Origin of the sequence: Macrococcoides goetzii (assembly GCF_002742385.2) — a bacterium.
GTDB classification, from domain to species: domain Bacteria; phylum Bacillota; class Bacilli; order Staphylococcales; family Staphylococcaceae; genus Macrococcoides; species Macrococcoides goetzii.
The window spans coordinates 100,242-121,800 of the sequence record NZ_MJBI02000004.1; the positions used below are offsets into that span (position 1 = coordinate 100,242).

Genomic DNA, 21,559 nt, shown 5'->3' on the forward strand with positions numbered 1-21,559 from the left:
GGAGGTGTATCAATGCAACAAGTTAAAAGTGTAATCACAGAGTTTCGTGGGAGTCATTTCGATTTCGGGTTAGAACAGGGAAAGTGGCTTCAAACAACATTAATGATGGAGAATCGCGAGCGTGAATGGCGTATTCGTCGCCCACGTTTCGATATAGATATTCAGGAAACAAAAGCTGCATTTAAACGTTTCGCCCCTGGTATTTGGGAGGAACTGCTCGGTTTACAAGCTGAACTCAAAATGGATATGACGCAAATCATACAGAACTTCGGTCATTACCGAGTATATGCTAAACCTAGCGGATGTAGTGTATTCACCACCGAAGATTATTTAGTGAGAAACTATGATTATCATCCTGCTACTTATGATGGTCGCTTCACCTTTTTCCAGCCAAATGATTCCGGCTATGCGACTATGGCACCCGTTTCTCGCATCACAGGTAGAATGGACGGGATGAACGAACACGGTCTTACGATGGGATATAATTTCATGCATCGCAAAGTACCCGGAGATGGTTTCGTATGCTACATGATCGGTCGTATGATCCTTGAATGTTGTCAGTCGGTTGATGACGCTGTGCAGTTCTTAAAGGAAATTCCCCATCGTTCAAGTTTCAGCTATATTCTGCTGGATAAAAAAGGTATTACGCAAATCGTCGAAGCTACACCACGCGACATCATTGTACGTGAACATCATTACTGTACAAATCATTTCGAGGTATTAACCCATGAGAATCGACGTGTACTAACAGATTCAGAGATGCGTATGCATAACTTAAAGGCGCAGACAAATCGCACTACGGATGCCGCTAATGCATTTAAAATAATGAATGACCCTGAAGCTGGTGTATTCAGCGAACTATATTCCAGCTGGAGCGGTACGATTCATACAAGTTGTTACTTTCCTAAAGATTTAAGCGTCCAATTTGCACTCGGTGGCAACAACACACCAACAACGTTAAACTTCCAGGATTGGTTAGATGGTAAACCGCTACCTGTACAATCATTTACTGGACAAATCAACAGCAATATTACTTTTGCCAGTGAATAATGAAAACCCTGAATCCAGCTGGATTCAGGGTTTATTTAAATGATTGAATTATTTTATAAGGATTATTCTCATACAAATCAAATTTCTGTGCTTTTTTCTCTAACGCATTAAGTATACGGTCTTCTGAAATTTTACGTGTGACAAACTTCGAAATATTGTCTGAATTGATAGCATAAAATCCAACATCAGTCGTCTCTTCATCGCCATTTTGTAACGTGCCACCAATCACTTCACCTAGAAATGTAAAGTTGACTACCCCACTTGTTTTATTATGCGAACTGTATAATAAACCTTTAATTGCAACATCTAATCCAGTTTCTTCTTTTACTTCTCGCACAGCACCACTGATCATATCTTCGTCTTTATCTAAGCGACCACCAGGTAATTCTAACGTATCACTGCGATGTAAACTTCTAACCAACAATATTTCATCTTCTTCATTTTGTACGAGAACATTTGTAGAAACGATATGTAAGTCCATCTTATAGTCACCAGTCGGTGTTATAATCATATCTTTCTTTGAAATAATCCACTTGTCATTTGCGAGCTTATCCGGTAACGAATTTTGATAATGTTTCGTCTTTTTACGGAGTTCAAAGAAATCACGATAATGCTTTTCGTCTAAATATCCCCAAATCTCTGTAATAATTGTTCTGTCCTCATTCACCCATCGACCGACCAATGTTACACCTAACTCTAAATAATTGTTTAATACATGTCTATGGAAATAGCGGTTTGTAGATTCGTAGCCATCCGGAATTATTTTTATCTCTGTTTTCACTTCAAACATCTCATACACACCCTTTACCTTCACTTACTTTCATTATACGTTATTTAAAATGATATTTCATTTAACTAAAATGTAAATTTAATTAATATTTAATTAATGATACGATTCAGCAAAGTTATTCAAACAGATGTTTATCATTCTCACGTTAGAAGTTTTATAATAAATAAAAAAACTAAAGGAGCATCATTATGAAAACTTTATTAAACACCCCTTATTCATTTAAAGGCCTGGAACTAAAAAACAGAATCGTCATGCCACCGATGTGTCAATATTCTGTAGCAAAAGAGGATGGAACACCTACTGAATGGCATTACGTACATTATGCATCACGTGCTGTTGGTCAAACGGGGCTTATTATTGTAGAAATGACAAATGTTGAACCAGAAGGTCGTATTACGAAAAACTGTCTCGGTTTATGGGATGATGCACAAATCCCAGCTTATAAACATATCGTAGAAGGTATTCATAATAATGGCGCAAAAGCCGCTATTCAAATTGCACATGCCGGTCGAAAAGCACGCGACGTTGAAACACCGGTTTCATCATCTACAACACCAGTTGAAGAACCTACAGACTTCGGTCCAATGCGTTATCCACGTGAACTTTCAAACGAGGAAGTTAAAGCGATGGTAGGTAAATATAAAGAAAGTGTACGTCGTGCTGTTGAAGCTGGATTTGATGCAATTGAAATACACGGAGCACACGGTTACTTAATTCATCAATTCCATTCTCCTGGTATCAATAAACGTGACGATGAATATGGCAAAGATCTTTCATTGTTCGGTGTTGAAGTAATAAAAGCAGCGAAATCGGTGATGCCGGAAGATATGCCTTTAATCTTTAGAATTTCTGCACGAGAGTATATGGATGGGGGCTATGATATAGAACATGCTTTAACAATTTCAGAGAAATATTTAAACGCTGGTGTCGATATGTTCCATATTTCTACAGGTGGTGAAGCACCCGCTGGTAATGATAAACCAGGTAACTATCCTGGATATCAAGTCCCGTTTGCAAAACGTTTCAAGGAAAAGTTTGATGTACCTGTAATCGCTGTAGGTATTTTAGACGCACCTGAAACAGCTGAAATGACACTTCGAAACAATGACGCCGATCTAGTTGCAGTCGGTCGCGGAATGCTTAACGATCCATACTGGGCAATGCATGCTGTGAAAGCATTACGCGATGATATTAATGTGCCTATGCAATATGAACGAGGTATCCGTTAATGTATCAACATATCCTTTTTGATTTAGATGGCACGTTAACTGATCCTTATATCGGCATTACGAATAGTATTATCTACTCACTTAAAAAATTAAATATTGAAGCTCCGGACAATGAAGCACTCATTCCGTTTATCGGTCCACCACTGCATGAAAGTTATGAGACTTTCTATCAATTATCGGGTGACAATAATGTAGAAGCAATTAAACTTTACCGAGAATATTTCAGCGATAAAGGAATGTTTGAAAATGAAGTTTATCCAAGCATTCCATTACTATTACAAGCATTAAAATCGATGGATAGAAAACTGTACGTCGCAACAAGTAAACCGACACATTTTGCAGTACCGATTTTAGAACATTTTAACCTTGCACATTACTTTGAGTCTATTACCGGTAGTGAATTAGATGGCACACGTACTAATAAAGCAGAAGTCATCCAGCATGTCATTGATACACACGGACTCGATAGAGATGATTGCATCATGATCGGTGATCGCAAGCACGATATCATCGGTGGTCAAAAAAATAATATCGATACAATTGGTGTGCTTTATGGTTATGGAGATGCAGATGAGATTAAACAGGCACAACCAACCTATACCATTGCAACAGTCGATTATTTATTAGATGCAATTACAAATGACACTCAATAATTTGACTATATTTGACCTTAATGTTATGATGAATATATCAAATCAATAGGAGTGATGCACATGGATAACAAATATAGTATCTTTTCTCGCGGACAAAATGTATTTGATGTAGCAAACGAAATGTTAACGAAATCTGTCAGTCAATTTGCAGATAACGCATATAATCATAGTTTTAAATTAGATATTAAGGAAACAAATAACGATTATACAGTTCATGTAGATTTACCAGGTATTAAACAGGAAGATATTCAATTAGACTATCAAAATGATGCATTAAGTATTACAGCGAAACGTCTTGAAGAATCGGTTGTTGAGAACAATGAACACAACTATATTAAACGTGAACGCTCATTTGGTTCAATGCATCGTTCTTTATACTTACCAGATGTTCAGGTGGAAGCAATTAAAGCTACCTATAAAAAAGATGGTACGTTAGATATCGTGTTACCAAAGCTACATGTTACGGAAGCACCGAAACAATCTATTAAAATAGACAGTGAAATATAAAATCATAGCATGAGTGGCCGGAAATGAATCTTTTCCAGTCACTCATTTTTTATATTCCGTTTTATATTCTAAATTTTCTGATATAATTGAGATAATTTTATCGAAAGTGGTGATATTATGCTTCAACTTAAGAAACCCGCACGTCTTAATAAAGGAGATACGATTGCGCTAGTTTCTTCATCTTCAGGTTTAGCAGGTGAACCAACGATGAAACATCGTACAACGCTTGGCATTAAACGAATTGAAGAGATGGGCTACAAAGTAAAAGTTATGCCTAACGCGTTAAAAGGGCTCGCATTTAACTATGAAAATCCAAAAGCACGTGCTGAAGAGTTAATGGCAGCATTTCTAGATCCTGAAGTTAAGGCGATTATCTCTACGCTTGGTGGGGATGATAGTGTACGGTTACTACCTTACCTGGATTTTGAGATTATCAGTCAGCATCCTAAAATCTTTATGGGTTACTCTGACTCAACGTTTACACATTTCGTCTGTTTAAAAGCTGGTTTTTCAAGTTTTTATGGTTTGTCATTACTTACAGATTTTGCTGAAAATAATGCTTTTCCAGAGTATTCACGAAATCATTTTAATAAGACGCTAACCCAGAATGAAATCATCGGTGACATTCCGACATCAGACTTTGTATACAAACACGGATTACGCTGGGATAAAGAAAATGAACTCATAGACCGTGAAAAAATTGATAATACCGGATATGAAGTAGTAAATGGAAAAGGACAGGCAAGCGGACCGTTAATCGGTGGTTGTCTGGAGTTAATGATCTCTTTACGTGGCACTGATGTCTATCCTGATGAAACTGACTTTGATGGTGCGATATTATTTTTAGAAACCTCTGAAGTATTGATGCCACAATGGTTGATGGAAGACTTTATGCGTAGTTTAGGTGCGTTAGGTACATTAGACCGTATTAACGGGATTATATTTGGACGTCCTCAAAATGGTCATTTATATGATGAATATAAAGAAGTCGTTCAGAAGATTATGAAAGAATGGGGACATGAGGATAAACCGGTATTATTTAATGCTTCATTTGGACATAATGAACCGAAATGTATTGTGCCGTATGGACGGAATGCGGTAATTGATGCCGATAATAGAACATTTACTATTACTGAAAGTGCGGTAGAATAAAAATGAGTGGGCGAAAAATACTGTTTTTCGCCCACTCATCTATTATTTAGAAGTTAAAATCTGCTTGAGTGGGCGAATTATAACTTATTTCGACCACTCAACCACTAAAAATTAAATTACCCAGTTACCATCTCTAAATACAGGTTCAACTGTTCCATCTTCTTTAATTCCGTCTATTGATAGATCACTACCACCCATCATAAAGTCAACGTGAATCATCGATTGATTTAACCCTTTATCCATCAGCTCTTCTTTCGATAAAGATTTACCATCTTTAATCGCATTCGGGAATGAACGTCCTAATGCAACGTGACAAGATGCATTCTCATCATATAACGTATTGTAATAAAGAATGCCCGAGTTAGAAATCGGAGAATCATCTGGTACTAATGCAATTTCACCTAGACGACGTGCACCTTCATCATTGTTTAACATATTCTTCAGTACGTCATAACCGACACCCGCTTCAAAGTCAGTTACAACACCATCTTTAAATGTTAATTTAAAGTCATCGATAATTGCGCCCTGATAAGCAAGCGGACGTGTATTACCGATAACACCATTAACGCGACGATAATCTGGTGAAGTAAACACTTCTTCAGTTGGCATATTGACTTGAATCTCGACGCCATCAGAGTTTATCGCACTCGCTCCTAACCACACATGTCCTTTCGTTAAACCAATTTCAACGTCAGTTGTAGATGATTTATAATGTAATTTATCATAAGCTTTTTCATTTAACTGCTGTGCTTTTTTATTTAAGTTTTCGTTATGTGCTTTCCATGCAGCGACAGGATCATCCTGATCGACACGTACTGCTTTTATCATCGCTTCAAGCAACTTTAACTTTGCATCTTCTCCTTTGAGCTCTGGGAATACAAGTTCACCCCATTTATCATTCGGGAAACCTACAATACACCATGAGAAGTCATAACGACCAACCGCTCTTGAGAAATCTTTATTCGCTTCACCTAACGCTTTTGCCTGTGCAGCAATTTTGTTCGGATCTGCATCTTTCAATAACTCAGGTGTTTGTGAATAGACACGTAAATGTGCTACTTTATTCTGTACAAAATCATTCGTTTCATCAATTCTATATTGCGGAATATGTTCAAACACTTCAATTGGCGCATATTCAAATTTCAATTGAGATGATGGACCATCAGTTAGTTTCTGAATAACTTCTCTTGCACCTTTTTCGTAAGCCGCTTTTGTCACCTCACGCACAAAATCAATTGCATCAATATCAGCGGTTACCACAACTGTTTGATCTGGTTGTACATTTAAACCTACGCTTACGACAGTCTCGGCATATTTTTTTACAATTTCTTTATAGTTCATATAATTTCCTCCTCAATCTCATTATTGATACTATTATATCGGAAACCGAAGTAAATGGAAACAAAAAAAGATGAGGCGCTCATGTCGCCTCTTACTCTGCAAATATTTCTATTCTTTTTACCAAATCATTTCTAAATACAAATTTCATGCCGATATGATGCTCTTTATCTTTAAAATGAAACTGTGTCTGTTGTTTCGGTAATAACGACTTTTTATAAGTATCTCCGTATGCATCGATAACATCTTGTTTCGTGCTATCGATAGTAATATCACGACTCGTTTTAACAGCAGGGTTCTTAAATAAAGAAACTGCTGTGATTTGATTGTTTTTGTTATCTTTTCTTATGATAAATCCTCTATGTTTAACAGATCGATAAAATGTTTTACCTTCTAACTGAATACGTACGTCTTTTACAAAATCTTCATTTTTTTCTTCATACTTTTCACCTATTTTAACATCACCTAATCGTTCTTCACTTAAATCATTGTCAGGTGTAGTACAATAGTTATATAACCATAATGCGATGCTAACACTTAGTATGAGCACGATAATAATTGTTACGTATTTTTTCATACTTCACACACTTTCCTATTTTATCTCTACCAATATACCATAAAATTACAAATGATGAAAATAAAAAAAGATGGGTAGTTAAACTACCCATAGAGAAGACTTACATGTATGAAAAATTATTAGCTAAGGTAAGTGTATCACTTCACATCATGGTAAACATCCGTATATACCGTAATATTTATGAACTTTCGTTCATATAATTGATGAAAATAATATCTTTTGTTTGATTATTCTGATATTGTTATAATACATTTATATTATTAAAGCTTACAGGAGGCACTCATGACGACTTTAATCGAATATTTTAATCAAGGCTTATCTTTAGAGCAATATATTAACCAAATGGAAGTAAATAAAGCAGAAATGCATAAAATCTATGAAACTTTTGAATTACCAGTAGATGATCCACGTTTACAATTTGTAAAAGACAAACATTTAAAAGCCATCGTTATTACTGAAGATTGGTGTGGTGACGCGATGATGAACTTACCTGTGCTGATGAAAATTGCGGAAGCGACAGATATGCCGTTAAGCATTAGTTTACGTGATTCAAACTTAGATTTAATGGATCAGTATTTAACGAATGGTGGACGTTCTATTCCAAAATTTATCTTCCTGGATGAATCGGGTAATGAATATACAAACTGGGGGCCACGCGCTGAGAAAGTTCAAAATTTTGTTATGGATTTACGTAAAGATTTACCTGCTAAAGATGATAAACATTTTGAATCTAAACAAAAAGAAGTACACCATCAAATTCATGAAAAATATAAAAATACACCTGAATTCTGGAATGAAGTTTACGAATCAATTATGGAACAGCTGACAAAATAGTCAGCTGTTTTTTATTCAAATAAATTACTTAATCCTTCATCATCACCAAATTGTTTAATCGAACTATACAGCTGAGCTCTATGATGCGTTAAATGCGTCAAAATAACGAGCAACCAGTCTAAATAAGTTTGACGCGTCTGCCAATAGGTCATTTTCATATTAAGCATTTCATCTTCTTCCAGTTGATTATAAAAATCATGCAGAATATTCATGCTGAGTTCGAGTCTCGCTTCAAATACTTCAATTGACGTTACTTCTTTTTGCCAGTAATGATAATAATCATCCATTTCAGACTTCCCTGCACCTTTGATGATCATTACATCAGCTTCAGGTATCAATGCAATATGTGTCAGCAATTCAAAGCAAGTTCTGCCTCCAGGATAGATTTCCTGTTCTAACATAAATATATCTACTTTGTTTGCAAGCATTTTTATACTTTCTACCTGAAATTCAATTTGCTTAAATATCGGTTCTATAATACTAATCATTGATATCACCTACTAAATAAAGATGACGTGTCGCTCTACTGGCGATTGTATATAACAGCAACTGTTCATGCTCCAGATCATATTGATTAAATCCGATAATAAATACATGCGAGAATTCAAATCCTTTAGCCATGTAATTCGGCATAATAACTTTTCCTTTAGTGAATGTATATTGATCGTGTGTTAATAAAGTACATCTCTTTAAAGTCTGGGCTATCTTATTAGCATGTTGAACGTCACGTGCGATAATGGCGACACTTTCAGATTGTAACGCTTCTACAGTATTAACAAACGCTTCGTAATCCAGTTCTATTACATCGTCTCCCTGAACACCTAAAGACTCTGTATCATTGTTACCTATTAAACGTTTCGTAAATTCAGTAATTTGAACTGTAGAGCGATAAGATTTTGTTAAATGAATGACATTAATGTCATCTGGTAATTCAAATGTCACTGCAGGATGTACAATTTGATTACTATCTCCGAGCATTGTCTTTCGTGCATTAGGATAGACTGCACTAATTGCTGCTAATTGAACGACTGAATAATCCTGCACCTCATCAATAATGATGTGCTGCATCATACTTTCTCTGTGCAATCCCTTTATCTTAATTGATAAATAAAGCAATGGCGCTATATCTTCATAATACATTTGTTTGTTTCTAAATTGATTATGTGTTGCTTCGTATGCTTTCTGATCTATCGACTTTAATATATTGAGATAAATACGTTCAATATTGATAAACTGTATATCTTTAATATATTGTTTCAGCACTTTATATTGTTTCGTCTTTTCACGTTTAGCACGCATCTCGATTTCTTCGTCTGTACCGATATATCGCGTTACTTTCTTTAATGCTTTCGTTCTGTCTTTTATAGCTTGTTGTAAGTGTTCTTCGTAGATCGGCTGTAATTCTACCTGAATTTTTTTAAGGCGTGCATCAATCGGAGACTCACCAAATTTATCATAAAATAAATAAGCGAGATGCTCTTTCGTCACAAAAGGTGTGCCTTCAATCGTTAATATATTAAATTTAATATTTTTCACTGCAATCGATGCAATCTTTTGATCCATCTTTTGTAACAGTAACTTACTATTTTTAATTTTAAATAACGCTCGTGCGTGATTATCTGCATGACGCATACGTTCAATATTTTGAAATAATGATTCGACATGAAAGTGACGACGATTCATTTTATCTTTTAATCTGAAAAAGCTCGTCGCATTAATCGGTGCTTCACCTAACTCCGGTAATACATCAGATATATAATCACCGAACATCTCATTTGGTGTAATAAACAGCATATGTTCTGCTGTCATTTTATTTCTGTGTAAATAAATTAAATATGCTATACGCTGCATTGCAATCGAAGTTTTACCAGATCCCGGGGGTCCTAATACTAAAATATCTTGGTTTGAAGTCATACGAATAATTGCATTCTGATCCTGCTGAATCGTTGTCACGATAGACTTCATCTTGTCTTTTGCACTATCAACGAGTAGATGTTGCAACGCGTCATCACCAATATATATTTCTGAATCGAAGACATCTAACAGGCGCCCATGTTCAATTACAATCTGAATACGTGACAACACATCTACGACTTGTGTACCGACAGTCGGTACATTATAGCTTACTTCACCAAGCTGGTTCTCATAATAAGTACTGGCAATCGGTGTTCTCCAGTCATAGATAATGAGATCTCCTGTTGAAGGGTCCTTCAAACTATTTAATCCGATATAAAACTTTTCTGTTTCATGCGCATCATCATTTAATGTTACAGCACCAAAATAAGGACGGTCTTTCATCTTATTGATCTGCTGTGTAGCCTTGTTTCGGTTAACCTGAATTTCTTCCTGTAATTTTAAAGAAGGTAGAACTTGTGAATATTCTATCTGTGCATCATCAGAAATTTCTGTACCAAGCTCTTCAAACGCAAAGCGACGTTCTTCGATGAGTTCACTCGTAGATTGTGTGAGCTCTCCGGTTAATTTATTCTGTATGATATCAATCAAAGCATGTACTGCTGCTAAATGTTTCGTTTCAACTTGTTTTAAGTTCAATCTATAACCTCCTCATGCATGATGCGATTTAAGTGCGACCGTCTCAACCTTCTATGTTTAAGCAACGCTCCAAATTCTCGTGGTGTCAAATAGGATAATCGTATATGAAAATAATTGATATATTCAACAATCGCAAAGCAAAGTAAAAAAGCACTTATCATAAAATATTGCTCACCTGCCATCAATGCATAGATAAATAGCATACTACAAATCATGATGAGTACAATAGATACACGCTTAAATAATATGAACAAACGTTGCTGCTCAATCGTCATATGCATCTTACCACGCTTCTTTACTACGTCGTACATCAATTTCCAGAAGAACGCACCAACAGCAAGCATAAAACATAACGTTATGAGCGGAAAAGCAACATGGAAACTAACTGCTATTGCCTGATACTCATGATTGAAACAACAGTACAACCAGATTAGAAAGAACATCACACTTGAAAAACCTTCACCTGTGTATAAACTTTTCAATTCTTTGATCAATGAATTTTGCATTGTTTCTCCTTTTCATGTCATAAATATATGCTTTCAGGGTATAAGTAACTATCAAACTGTGAGGTGAACCGAATGAACAATAATAATAATCAAATTTATACAGAAGTAAAATCTTCAAGAGATGAACTACTCAGTCAAATCCAAAAATTAAGCGCGTCTCAATTTAACTATAACTTTGGATCAAAGTTTAAAAGCATCAAATACAATTTACTGCAAATCGCTTACGCATATCATGAAGGTTTAAATCAACATAAAGACCAAATCGGTGATTTTGATCTATTCAAAGAAAAAGGACCTACGTTAAATTTCTTTGATGTAGAAAATTATTTCGATAACATTGATTATGCAATCGAACAAAATCCAGTACATCCTAACGATGTGATGCCACTTATCTTCAATGAATATGAGTTACGTGGTAAAATTCGTTTCTTAATGACTTTCTTTGAAGTGCTTGATAACAATCTTGATCAGGAAATTCAAAATTTAAAAGTAACTAGACTTAAATAAAAAAGCTCATGATGAGCTTTTTTATTTTGTATCAATTGATATGACGATGACTTAAGAAGAAAGTTTGTTTTTCTAAAAATGATAATGGTACTAATTTTAACGCTTTGTTTCTTGCTTTAATAAGTGTTTTATTTTCAAGTTGTGCTGATTTACCGATTTGACGTGATTTTAAAATCACCTTTTTCGTGTGATTTACACTTAATTTATCATATGCTTTTAATGCTTCATCAATCGGATACTTTTTGAGTTGGTTCGCTAGACACACCGCATCTTCCATAGCGAGTGATGCGCCCTGTCCCATGTTAGGTGTTGTTGCATGTGCTGCATCTCCTAACAATACAACGCGACCTTTATAAAATGTCTTCAATGGATTGATATCATAAATATCATGTTGAATAGGGTCTCCGACAGTCTTTTCAAGCGTTTCTAACACAGTATCGGGAAATGCTTGAAAATATTGCAACAGTTTCTTCTTATTATAATTTCTAAATTCTGTATCTCTTTCTTCGGCATTCATACAGCAGAACCAGTACACTTGATTATCTTTCAATGGTACGATACCAAACCTACCTGTTTCTCCCCAGTACTCAAGCGCAACATTATGATCAACAGCTACATCTTTACTCGTTCCTCTAAAACACGTGTAACCTTGATAGATCGCTTCACTGTCTTTAAACATCTGTCGTCTAATATTAGAATGTACGCCGTCAGCTGCGACAATTAAATCATACTGATATTTGGCACCATCCTGCAATATTAAAGTTGGTTTATTAAAGTCTTTAATACGTACAACATCTTTTATTAAATGGATATCAGCATCATTATGCTGCAATAAAATAGCATGGAGTTGCTCACGCTGAACCGTTATATTTTCTTCTTCTGATAATGAGAGTATCAGTGTATTTAATAACTCATCTCTATCTGTTCTAAACTGGCATTCAATTAACGGGTTTCCCGCTGCACGGATATCTTTGTCTATTCCATACTGTTTCAAAGCACGTATAGCATTACCGCCAACACCTAAACCGACACCGAGCTGTTTCAATACATGGCGCTTTTCTAATATGTCCACCTCATGTCCTGCAGACTTTAGAGCAATCGCAGCTGTTAAACCGCCAATACCTGCCCCTATAATACCTATGCGCATGTAACTCACCTCATCTTATAATTTCTTTCTTACAACTGCACGAATTGGACTGGCATCAGCTTCTATCTTTAGTGGCAACCCAATAAAATCATAATACCCTACTCTCACTTTATTTAATTCTAAATTTTCTATAATCAATATTTGATTTTCTAAACATGCTTTGTGTGCATCGAGGGTTTCATTATCTACTGTATCTATACTAGGCATATCCGTGCCGATTACTTCAACACCAAGGTGTCCCAGATAATGTATGGCAGCACTTTCAAAGGTCATGAAGTCTCCCAAAAATACACTTTGATCTTTACTATATACAGATTTAAACAATACAATTGGCTTATCGATCACAAAGTCCTCTAATAATTTCTGAGTAACAATTTCCTCATCGATTAACTCGATCACCTGCGCTTCACCGATTAAGCGATTAATATCAATCTCATCAATCGTTACGCCTTCATGGTCATAGTGAAAAGGTGCATCTAAATGTGTACCAGTATGTAAGCTCATTTTAATACTGCCTACATTGGCACCAGTTTCACCATCTAACTGACTATCCATCTGATACACAAAAGGCTGATCCCCTGGCCATGTTGCAATATCCTGCTTTAATGTCTGAGAAATATCAATCCACATAAAAAACCCTCACCTTCAACTGTCTGCTTTACTTACATTATAACGTAGGCGCGGCCTTTTTACAGTTTTAAGGTGAGGGATGCATTATTTAATATCACTAAATAGTTTATTAGAAATAAATTGCTGGAAGATTAACACAATTGCGCCAACCGACCAGTAAAGCGGTAATGCTGCTGGCGAGTGGAAACTGATGAATATAATCATCAATGGACTCATTATCGCCATCGGCCACATCTGTTTACGGCTTTCTTCCGGCATGTATTGTATAGAAATCCATGACTGGAGAAAATATAGTCCACCTGCAATGAGCATCATCATTAGGTCAGGACTACCAAGATTAAACCACAGAAAGCTTTGTGCTGCAATTGATTTACTGTGTATGATCGCAAAGTATAAACCGGTCAATATCGGCATCTGAACGATAATTGGTAAGCAACCCATGTTCATTGGGTTAATATGATGTTCACCGTATATTTTCATAAGTTCTTGTGATAATACGCTTTTTTCTTCTGGGTCTTTCGCTAGTTTCATCTTATCTTGTATCTCTTTTATTTTTGGACCGGCAACTTTCATATTTGCCTGCATCTTCTTTTGTTGTTTAACAGTGCTCAGCATCATCGGCATCATCATAAAGCGTACACATAACGTTACTAGTACGATCCCCATACCGTAACTGCCATCAAAGAAACCAGCAAAGAAAGTAATTAAATCCGTAAATGGTTGAACGATGCCGTTATGAAACAAACCGTCATCTTGTGCCCCGCAACCACTTAAAATCAAAGTTAATACGATAAGTACACTAAAAAATCTTTTCAAATATTTCTCCTCCTATATATTAATGTTTGATTAATATATAGGCGCAGCCTCTACTTCATCGCTCATCTTAGATAAACACTTTATACGCCATCTCAGTACAGGTGAGAAAATAATAATTGTTTGTTCTAGAACATTTCCAGCACATTCAGTTAAAGACCATTTCTGACCCACTTGTAACTGCAGCTTTAAATGTAATAATACGAATAAGAAGGCAGCAATGTATGGTACCAGATACAACAAACGAAATGTAATATATTTGAGCAATAATGCTTCACTCAATAAACTGAGTAACAGTTCCAACATAGCCACCTCCTTCTATTAGTAAACTTATTATAATGATAAGTGCCGTTGTAAGCAAATGATAATCAGCTATTCTTTATGTCTTAGTAATCTTAAGCTGTTTAAAGTCACAAGTAATGTAGCACCCATATCAGCAAATATCGCAATCCATAACGTTAACCAGCCTGGAATAACGAGTAATATCGCGATTAATTTAAGTCCTAACGCAAATCCGATATTCTGTTTGATAATATTTAATGTACGTTTGCTGAGGCGAATCACTTTCGGTAAATCGCTTAAATCATCTTTCATAAATGTAATATCAGCTGTCTCTATCGCAGTATCAGTTGCTGCACCACCCATAGAAAAACCTACGTCTGCCTGAGCGAGTGCCGGTGCATCATTCACACCATCTCCAATCATTGCAATGTGACTTCCCTTTTGTTGATAGTCTTTAATTAATTTCAACTTATCTTCAGGTAACAACTCTGAATGCACACGTGTGATGGATAACGTATTTCCAATTGCATCGGCTACTGCTTTATTATCACCAGTGATCATCAGTGTTTCTATTCCTTCTTTATTCAACCTGCGCACAACATCTATTGATTCATCACGCAGTGTATCCTGAATAAAGAAAACAGCGATTATACGCGCTTGTGTACCGAACAATACTTTTGTTGCACCATTTCTATTTATTTCAGCAAGTTTCTGTGCATCAGAATCATTTACATTAAAGAATTTCTGTTGTCCGATACGATATTTTTTATCTTTATAAATACCTTGTACCCCTTTAGCGGTAACGACTTCATAATCTGTTAACTTAACAGTTTCACAATCCGTTAGACTATTCACAATTGCTTTGCTTAATGGATGTCCGGCATCTTTTTCAAGGGTGTAGATAACATTTTTTTCGTCTTGCGTTAGTTCTGTGAAATCAACACGTTCTACAACAACAGGCTCTCCTTTAGTTAATGTACCTGTCTTATCAAAAGCAATCGTATCGATATGACCTGCGTTTTCTAAATGAATACCACCTTTTATTAAAATACCACGACGTGCAGCACTACCGATTGCGGTAACGATCGCAACCGGTGTTGAGACAACAAGCGCACATGGACAACCTACAACGAGTACCGATAAACCTTGGTAAAGATAATGTTTGAAGTCGCCACCAAATAATGGTGGGATTACGATTACAAGCAACGCAATTAACATAATGAGCGGTGTATAGTATTTCGCAAATTTATCAACAAATTTCTGAGTCGGTGCTTTCTCACTTTGTGCTTCTTCCACAAGATGAATCATCTTCGCAAGCTTAGTTTCATGGCTGCGTTTAGTTACTCGCACTTCTAACTGTCCAGATTCATTCAGTGTCCCTGAATAAACTTCATCAGCTTTACTTTTGGATACAGGGATACTTTCTCCTGTAATACTTGCCTGATTGACATTGCTCTGACCATTTATTACGACACCATCAATCGGTACTTTCTTACCAGGCAGTATGCGCACGACATCACCAATACTTAAATCTTCTACAGCAACTTCTGCATATTCATTACCAATTCGCTTTAATGCCACTTCAGGTGTGAGATCAATCAGACTCTGAATGCTGTCACGCGATTTCTCCATCGCGTATCCTTCAAGCGCTTCACTTATTGCAAATAACAGAACGACCATGGCACCTTCCTGTACTTCGCCAATTAACATCGCACCAATAATTGCAATCGTCATTAAGACGTTCATATCAAAGTTTAATTTGAACAGTTGTTTCATACCTTCAATAAATAATGTATAACCACCGATTGCAATCGCTGTGATAAAGATTACTTTCGTATACAGACTATCTTCACCAACATTAAAACTTGTGATTAAGCCCGCAAGAAACAGAATTAAAGCGATGGCAAACGGTAAATGCGCTTTATTCTTGTAAAACGGAACTTTCTTTGTGCGCTTTACATTTGCCGGACGTACTTTAATATGATCAAATTTCCCCGCCGCTTCTAACTGTTCGACAGTGACGTCACCTGTAACATTCAATTTCGCCGCCCCGAAATTTAAATCAACTGTATCTACACCTGGAATCGCTTCAATATTTTTCACAAATTTTGCTGCACAGTTTGTACAGCTTAAACCTTCCAGACGATATGTTTCTTCTTTACTCATCAGTTTCACCCCCATGTGCTAAAGCTGTACGAATCAGTGTCTTAATATGATCATCCTTCAAACGATAGAATGCATTTTTTCCTTCTTTTCTAAAATCAAGCACTTTCGCCTGGTTTAAATATCTGAGATGGTGACTCGTCGTAGCGACACTCGCATCGAGTATATTGGCCAGATCACATACACACAATTCATCTTCAAGTAATAAACTAAAGCAAATCTTCAAGCGTTTCTCATCTGCTAATGCTTTATAAATAACCAGTACCGGATTTAAATCAACTAAATCCTGTTGTGATTTCACACGCTTTACTTTCTCAGCATCAAACAAATATAAATCACAAGTATCTTGAGCCATACATAACACCTCTTCCAAACTTCATTTTATTCATTCAAACATTCATTTGAATATAGTATAACGCACAATTTTCATTCAAACAATCATTTGAATGAAATGTTTATAAACTTTTACTAAGGGAATATAAATTATTGAATAAATAATTATTAAAAGGAGCTTTTAATTTAAATGGATGCAGAAAGCAATTATTTAAACATTGAAATTCAACTGGACAATGGCGATACAGTAAATCATCAGGAGTTCTTTACAACCGATGAAAAGATCGCATTTAATAACTTCATTAAAAAACTTGATTTAAATGAGACAGGCTTTTTACCGATTAACGATGAATCTACAACATGTTCAATCAATATCGATAAAATCGTGAAAATCACGCCAAAAGACGTTAAAAATATGGGCTAACCATTATAAATACTAAAAGAGAGCGGATAAAATATCCGCTCTCTTTCCGTTTAATAATCACTTTTTAATATTTTTTCAATATACGTTCTAACCAATTTACCATTCTTATTGATGACGACTGCAGCAAGCGCGTCATGATTCCCCGCCCCTGCATCAATATTTAACGTATTGTATTGTTTTAAATATATCGGTTTCCCAATTTCAGTTGGTGTATGTCCAATAACCTGAAGCTTCTTCATCTTTTTTATCTTACCGCGAAAACGTAACACACTCCACATACTCTCTGTATGAAACTTTCTAAACCCTAAAAAGTTAACGCCTGCATGAGACACGTATAGCACACCATTCTCGTAAAACAACGGTAGATCACGCATCCAACGTGCATCACCTATATATTTATCACGTAAATCATAATCTTCTATCGTATTCCTATAGTTCTCTTTCATGTCTGACTTTGAAGTACCTTTAAAAATATACTGCGCCATTTGATACTCATGGTTGCCCTGAATACAAACCGTATTCGGATAATCCTGCTGAAGCTTGCGTACACAACGTACAACCTCTTTCGAATGTTTACCTTTATTGATATAATCTCCAACGAAGATCAGCTGCTCTTCTTTTGGATTCCAGTGCTTTAGTATCTTCTTCAATGTATTATAACAACCATGTATATCGCCAACTAAAAAATAGTTCATTATTAACATCCTTAACGTTTGAATTTATCTTAGTTGATTATATAAGAGTTTCAAAGAATACTAAAGTTAAGATTGTGTTAAAAAATATCAATATAAACTAATTATTCAACATCAACCGTTACATCACCCATATCTGTTTCAAGGTCAATGGTGTGTTCTCCTTTACCGACTATACCGCCTTTAGGAATAACATCATTTAGTTCAACGTCACCCATATTACTGTCAGTAGTGACATTCACATTGTCCGGTTTTCCTTTATAATAGATTGAAGCATCTCCAACATTGACGTCACCTTTTATATTGGCATCTTTATCAACATTTCTTAACGTTAGTTCACCAACATCGACACTAAACTGAATATCATCAGCATTCATCTCTTCAATGTTTACTTCTCCGACATTCATATCAATTTTAGCAATTTTTGCATCTAATTTATCAATATTAATTTCCCCAACATTTGAATCGATTATAAATTCATTGTATTGTTTTTGAGGTAACTGAAGTATTACTTTCATATTGTTCTGTTCCTGATTGAATCCGAAGTTAAAGTCAATATCGATACCACTTGATTCGCCACCAGAAATAGAAAGCGTGTCATCTTTTACTGTATACTTTATTTGATTTTCATTTTTAGCATGCTTGATATCGATATGCGTTTTATTATCATCAGACTGTTTCACATCTAACATCAATGTATTAACATCTATATTAACCTTCTGATATTCATCAGTAAGTACTTCATTATGATTATACTGTCCGTAACTACTACCAAAGCCAAACATCATACTACACACTGCCATTCCTATCATTCCGATAACCATCAAACTTATTGCGACAATTAAAAGTTTCTTCATGACGATTTACCTCCCTGAATGATATTTTTATTAAATTGAATATATTGAACGATGAAACGGTTCACAAACTGCATCACTTTAAATAAAATTATGCCAAATAATAAACCTAATCCTACACAGAATACCGTCATAAATATTTCAAAGCCATTCACTGCGCTCGCACCATTAAAGATAATGTCTAGTATTAAAAAGAATGGTGATATGATTAGCATCAGTGCTCCAAATGCAAACGACACCATAATACTAACGTAAATAACGAACGGAATGAGCAATATAAATAAATTTAAAAAGCTTAAACCTACAATCGAAAAGATCATCTGTGCTACATTTGACGTGCTCGGATCTGTCTTTGCTTTCGTTACATGATACATCGCTCGCAGTTCTTTTCCAACCTGAACCGGATCGCCTAGTTCATTAATGATTTCTGCATCACTTTTACCATCCATCGCACCATCTTCAAAATGTGATTCATATTCAAACATCAAAGATTCAAATTCACCTTGTGGTAAACCATTCAATTCTTTACTTAACGTATTTAAATATTGTTGTCTATTCATATGATTCTCTCCCTCTCTTAATGAGTGCATCTACCGCTTCAACCATACCGTACCATTCTGTTTTTAAATGCTGTAAATGAACCTTTCCTTCATCAGTAATCGTGTAATATTTTCTTGCCGGACCACCTGACGTCTTACCCATATAAGTATCCAGATAACCTTCTGATACTAAACGACGCAACATCGGATATAGCGTGCCATCAGCGATGGAAAGATGTTGTGAAATACTTTGTGATAAGTCATAACCATATTGATCCTTTACCAATATCTCCTGTAAAACGACGAGCTCAAGTACGCCTTTCTTTAACTGAACATTCATAGTCCGCCTCCTCTCACTACTAGATAATACGATATAGTGATATAAAAAATAAGTCGTGTTGTTTACCTGATCAGATAATATTAACTATCTCTTTTACAACTATATCGTAACATCCACTAGTGAATAATTCAATATAGTTGGATTGAATTAATATATTTATTTATATCACTCAAAATTAAAAGATAACTGTCTTTTCAAAATACTAAAATTTGAATTGTATTTTCTGTAACTATCATGTACTCTATTCTTACTTAACCATTCTAAAAAAAAGGATGTCAAATGGAGAAAAAAATAAAAAAAGTGGGCGAAATCCTTATCTCGTTATCATTAGTTCTTTTTTAGCATTTCTAACTGTTGGAACAATACTACTATACATTCCATTCTCACAGAAACAACCTACATCATTTGTAGATTGTCTGTTTATTGCTACGAGTGCTTTTACCGTAACAGGACTGGCAACAATTGATATAACAGCCAACTTCAATTATATCGGCTACATTATCATTATGATACTCGTTCAAGCAGGTGGTCTCGGGATTATTACGTTAGCCATGATCGTGTTTATCATGCTTGGACGTAAAGTGGGACTTAAAAGTCGCTCACTCACAACAGAGGCATTGAATCAGCAGAACTTAGGCGGTATACTCAGACTCGTATTGAAGCTATTAATGATCAGTTTAATTTTTGAAAGTATCGGAGCAATACTGCTTGCCCTTGAATGGGTGCCTTTACTTGGGTGGAAACGCGGACTATTTAACAGTTTCTTCACCGCAGTCAGTGCATTTAATAACGCAGGATTCGCACTTCATAGTGACAATCTTGTACAATTTAAAACGAATCCGGTCATCAACTTTATTATTACAACATTAATCATCATTGGTGGATTAGGATTTACAGTCATTCTTGATATATATCAGAAAAAGAAATTTACGCATTTAAGACTTCATACAAAAATTATGATTTTCGGGACGGTGATCGTGAATACAATTGCGACACTGACAATTTACTTACTTGAGATGAACAATATGAAAACAATTGGTGGGCACAGTACATTTGATCAGTTTCAAATATCTTACTTCCAGGCAATTACTACACGAACAGCCGGCTTTAATACGGTTGATATCGGAGCGATGAATACATCGACGATTCTACTTATGATGCTATTCATGTTTATCGGTGGTGGATCGACTTCTACAGCAGGTGGGATAAAGCTAACGACCGCTGTTGTAATATTCTTCGGTACGATAAGCTTTATAAAGCAACGCGAACAAATTAGTTTATTTAAGAAGGCAATAGATACGAAATATTTATTTAAGAGCTTTGCAATCGTTGTGTTAAGTTCAACGTTTATCTTCTTAATCACATTAGCGCTTGTAATCGCAGAGCCGGACTTACCATTTCTTACTGTGATGTTTGAAGTCATTTCAGCATTCGGTACGGTAGGACTGACGATGGGTATTACAGCAAAGCTATCTGTCGTCGGAAAACTATTAATCATTTTGATGATGATGATCGGTAAGATTGGGGTATTAACGATTGTGCTTACGTTCTCAAAACCACAGAAAGCACTGTACGCTTACCCGAAAGAAGACGTGTTAACAGGTTAATCAAATTAGAAAGTGTCACACTCGTGAGTCTGAGTGTGA

General features: G+C 35.6%; 25 protein-coding genes. 9 read left to right on the plus strand and 16 right to left on the minus strand.

The features are described from left to right. The first annotated feature begins 12 nt into the window (after positions 1-12). A complete protein-coding gene (locus BFS35_RS10025) occupies positions 13-1,050 on the plus strand; it encodes a C45 family autoproteolytic acyltransferase/hydolase (RefSeq protein WP_099580943.1) in 1,038 nt (345 codons plus the stop codon). A gap of 31 nt (positions 1,051-1,081) precedes the next feature. Here the strand turns inward: BFS35_RS10025 and BFS35_RS10030 are convergent, their stop codons facing one another. After that, positions 1,082-1,840, minus strand: coding sequence for an NUDIX hydrolase (locus BFS35_RS10030; protein ID WP_099580941.1), 759 nt, complete (start codon positions 1,838-1,840; stop codon positions 1,082-1,084). 188 nt (positions 1,841-2,028) lie between these two features. Here BFS35_RS10030 and BFS35_RS10035 point away from each other — a divergent pair, with 188 nt between their 5' ends. From BFS35_RS10035 to BFS35_RS10050, 4 genes are all read left to right on the plus strand, one after another. After that, complete coding sequence (locus BFS35_RS10035; RefSeq protein WP_099580939.1) at positions 2,029-3,069, plus strand: NADH:flavin oxidoreductase/NADH oxidase; 1,041 nt, start codon at positions 2,029-2,031, stop codon at positions 3,067-3,069. Then, positions 3,069-3,722 carry an HAD family hydrolase gene (locus BFS35_RS10040; RefSeq protein WP_099580937.1) on the plus strand — a complete coding sequence of 218 codons (654 nt, stop codon included), beginning with the start codon at positions 3,069-3,071 and terminating at the stop codon, positions 3,720-3,722. Before BFS35_RS10035 ends, BFS35_RS10040 begins: the two co-directional genes overlap by 1 nt. A 60-nt stretch (positions 3,723-3,782) precedes the next feature. Beyond that, positions 3,783-4,229: an Hsp20/alpha crystallin family protein gene (locus BFS35_RS10045; RefSeq protein WP_158554298.1), complete on the plus strand. Its 447-nt coding sequence runs from the start codon at positions 3,783-3,785 to the stop codon at positions 4,227-4,229. A gap of 117 nt (positions 4,230-4,346) precedes the next feature. Next, positions 4,347-5,381, plus strand: a complete 1,035-nt coding sequence (locus BFS35_RS10050; RefSeq protein ID WP_099580933.1) for a S66 family peptidase — start codon at positions 4,347-4,349, stop codon at positions 5,379-5,381. A 111-nt stretch (positions 5,382-5,492) separates the two neighbouring features. Here the strand turns inward: BFS35_RS10050 and BFS35_RS10055 are convergent, their stop codons facing one another. Both BFS35_RS10055 and BFS35_RS10060 read right to left on the minus strand, forming a co-directional pair. Further along, positions 5,493-6,722 carry an aminopeptidase gene (locus tag BFS35_RS10055; RefSeq protein ID WP_099580931.1) on the minus strand — a complete coding sequence of 410 codons (1,230 nt, stop codon included), beginning with the start codon at positions 6,720-6,722 and terminating at the stop codon, positions 5,493-5,495. A gap of 91 nt (positions 6,723-6,813) precedes the next feature. Next, positions 6,814-7,296, minus strand: coding sequence for a hypothetical protein (locus BFS35_RS10060; RefSeq protein ID WP_099580929.1), 483 nt, complete (start codon positions 7,294-7,296; stop codon positions 6,814-6,816). 282 nt (positions 7,297-7,578) lie between these two features. Here BFS35_RS10060 and BFS35_RS10065 point away from each other — a divergent pair, with 282 nt between their 5' ends. After that, positions 7,579-8,130, plus strand: a complete 552-nt coding sequence (locus BFS35_RS10065; protein ID WP_099580927.1) for a thioredoxin family protein — start codon at positions 7,579-7,581, stop codon at positions 8,128-8,130. A gap of 11 nt (positions 8,131-8,141) precedes the next feature. Here BFS35_RS10065 and BFS35_RS10070 read toward each other — a convergent pair whose 3' ends face one another. Genes BFS35_RS10070 through BFS35_RS10080 form a run of 3 tightly spaced genes read right to left on the minus strand, consistent with a single transcriptional unit; the run spans position 8,142 to position 11,189 of the window. Further along, positions 8,142-8,618, minus strand: coding sequence for a DinB family protein (locus BFS35_RS10070; RefSeq protein ID WP_099580925.1), 477 nt, complete (start codon positions 8,616-8,618; stop codon positions 8,142-8,144). After that, positions 8,611-10,683 carry a HelD family protein gene (locus BFS35_RS10075; RefSeq protein WP_099580924.1) on the minus strand — a complete coding sequence of 691 codons (2,073 nt, stop codon included), beginning with the start codon at positions 10,681-10,683 and terminating at the stop codon, positions 8,611-8,613. Before BFS35_RS10075 ends, BFS35_RS10070 begins: the two co-directional genes overlap by 8 nt. After that, positions 10,680-11,189, minus strand: a complete 510-nt coding sequence (locus tag BFS35_RS10080) for a hypothetical protein (RefSeq protein ID WP_099580922.1) — start codon at positions 11,187-11,189, stop codon at positions 10,680-10,682. Before BFS35_RS10080 ends, BFS35_RS10075 begins: the two co-directional genes overlap by 4 nt. 72 nt (positions 11,190-11,261) lie before the next feature. Between BFS35_RS10080 and BFS35_RS10085 the strand changes: the two genes are divergently transcribed. Further along, on the plus strand, positions 11,262-11,696 hold the full coding sequence (locus tag BFS35_RS10085; protein WP_099580920.1) for a DinB family protein: 435 nt from the start codon (positions 11,262-11,264) through the stop codon (positions 11,694-11,696). A 31-nt stretch (positions 11,697-11,727) separates the two neighbouring features. Here the strand turns inward: BFS35_RS10085 and BFS35_RS10090 are convergent, their stop codons facing one another. The 6 genes from BFS35_RS10090 to BFS35_RS10115 form a co-directional block, all read right to left on the minus strand. Beyond that, positions 11,728-12,843: an FAD-dependent monooxygenase gene (locus BFS35_RS10090; RefSeq protein ID WP_099580918.1), complete on the minus strand. Its 1,116-nt coding sequence runs from the start codon at positions 12,841-12,843 to the stop codon at positions 11,728-11,730. 15 nt (positions 12,844-12,858) lie between these two features. Then, entirely contained in the window at positions 12,859-13,473 is a 615-nt protein-coding gene (locus BFS35_RS10095) for a cyclase family protein (protein WP_099580916.1), read from the minus strand. A gap of 84 nt (positions 13,474-13,557) precedes the next feature. After that, a complete protein-coding gene (yidC, locus tag BFS35_RS10100) occupies positions 13,558-14,289 on the minus strand; it encodes a membrane protein insertase YidC (protein ID WP_099580914.1) in 732 nt (243 codons plus the stop codon). A 30-nt stretch (positions 14,290-14,319) separates the two neighbouring features. Next, complete coding sequence (locus BFS35_RS10105) at positions 14,320-14,592, minus strand: hypothetical protein (RefSeq protein ID WP_099580912.1); 273 nt, start codon at positions 14,590-14,592, stop codon at positions 14,320-14,322. Between the two features lie 66 nt (positions 14,593-14,658). Beyond that, on the minus strand, positions 14,659-16,734 hold the full coding sequence (locus tag BFS35_RS10110; protein ID WP_099580910.1) for a heavy metal translocating P-type ATPase: 2,076 nt from the start codon (positions 16,732-16,734) through the stop codon (positions 14,659-14,661). After that, positions 16,727-17,086, minus strand: a complete 360-nt coding sequence (locus BFS35_RS10115) for an ArsR/SmtB family transcription factor (RefSeq protein ID WP_099580907.1) — start codon at positions 17,084-17,086, stop codon at positions 16,727-16,729. Before BFS35_RS10115 ends, BFS35_RS10110 begins: the two co-directional genes overlap by 8 nt. A 168-nt stretch (positions 17,087-17,254) precedes the next feature. Between BFS35_RS10115 and BFS35_RS10120 the strand changes: the two genes are divergently transcribed. Continuing rightward, positions 17,255-17,488 (plus strand): hypothetical protein, encoded by a 234-nt coding sequence (locus tag BFS35_RS10120; RefSeq protein WP_099580905.1) that lies wholly within the window; start codon positions 17,255-17,257, stop codon positions 17,486-17,488. A 50-nt stretch (positions 17,489-17,538) separates the two neighbouring features. Here BFS35_RS10120 and BFS35_RS10125 read toward each other — a convergent pair whose 3' ends face one another. The 4 genes from BFS35_RS10125 to BFS35_RS10140 form a co-directional block, all read right to left on the minus strand. Continuing rightward, the gene (locus BFS35_RS10125) at positions 17,539-18,183 is read right to left on the minus strand and encodes a metallophosphoesterase (RefSeq protein WP_158554299.1); all 645 of its coding nucleotides are present in this window, start codon (positions 18,181-18,183) and stop codon (positions 17,539-17,541) included. A gap of 101 nt (positions 18,184-18,284) precedes the next feature. Next, complete coding sequence (locus BFS35_RS10130; RefSeq protein WP_099580901.1) at positions 18,285-19,037, minus strand: DUF4097 family beta strand repeat-containing protein; 753 nt, start codon at positions 19,035-19,037, stop codon at positions 18,285-18,287. After that, the gene (locus tag BFS35_RS10135; protein WP_158554300.1) at positions 19,034-19,594 is read right to left on the minus strand and encodes an HAAS signaling domain-containing protein; all 561 of its coding nucleotides are present in this window, start codon (positions 19,592-19,594) and stop codon (positions 19,034-19,036) included. Before BFS35_RS10135 ends, BFS35_RS10130 begins: the two co-directional genes overlap by 4 nt. Further along, a complete protein-coding gene (locus BFS35_RS10140; protein ID WP_099580897.1) occupies positions 19,587-19,913 on the minus strand; it encodes a PadR family transcriptional regulator in 327 nt (108 codons plus the stop codon). Before BFS35_RS10140 ends, BFS35_RS10135 begins: the two co-directional genes overlap by 8 nt. Before the next feature lie 272 nt (positions 19,914-20,185). Here BFS35_RS10140 and BFS35_RS10145 point away from each other — a divergent pair, with 272 nt between their 5' ends. Then, a complete protein-coding gene (locus BFS35_RS10145) occupies positions 20,186-21,520 on the plus strand; it encodes a TrkH family potassium uptake protein (protein ID WP_099580895.1) in 1,335 nt (444 codons plus the stop codon). Positions 21,521-21,559: the final 39 nt, after the last annotated feature.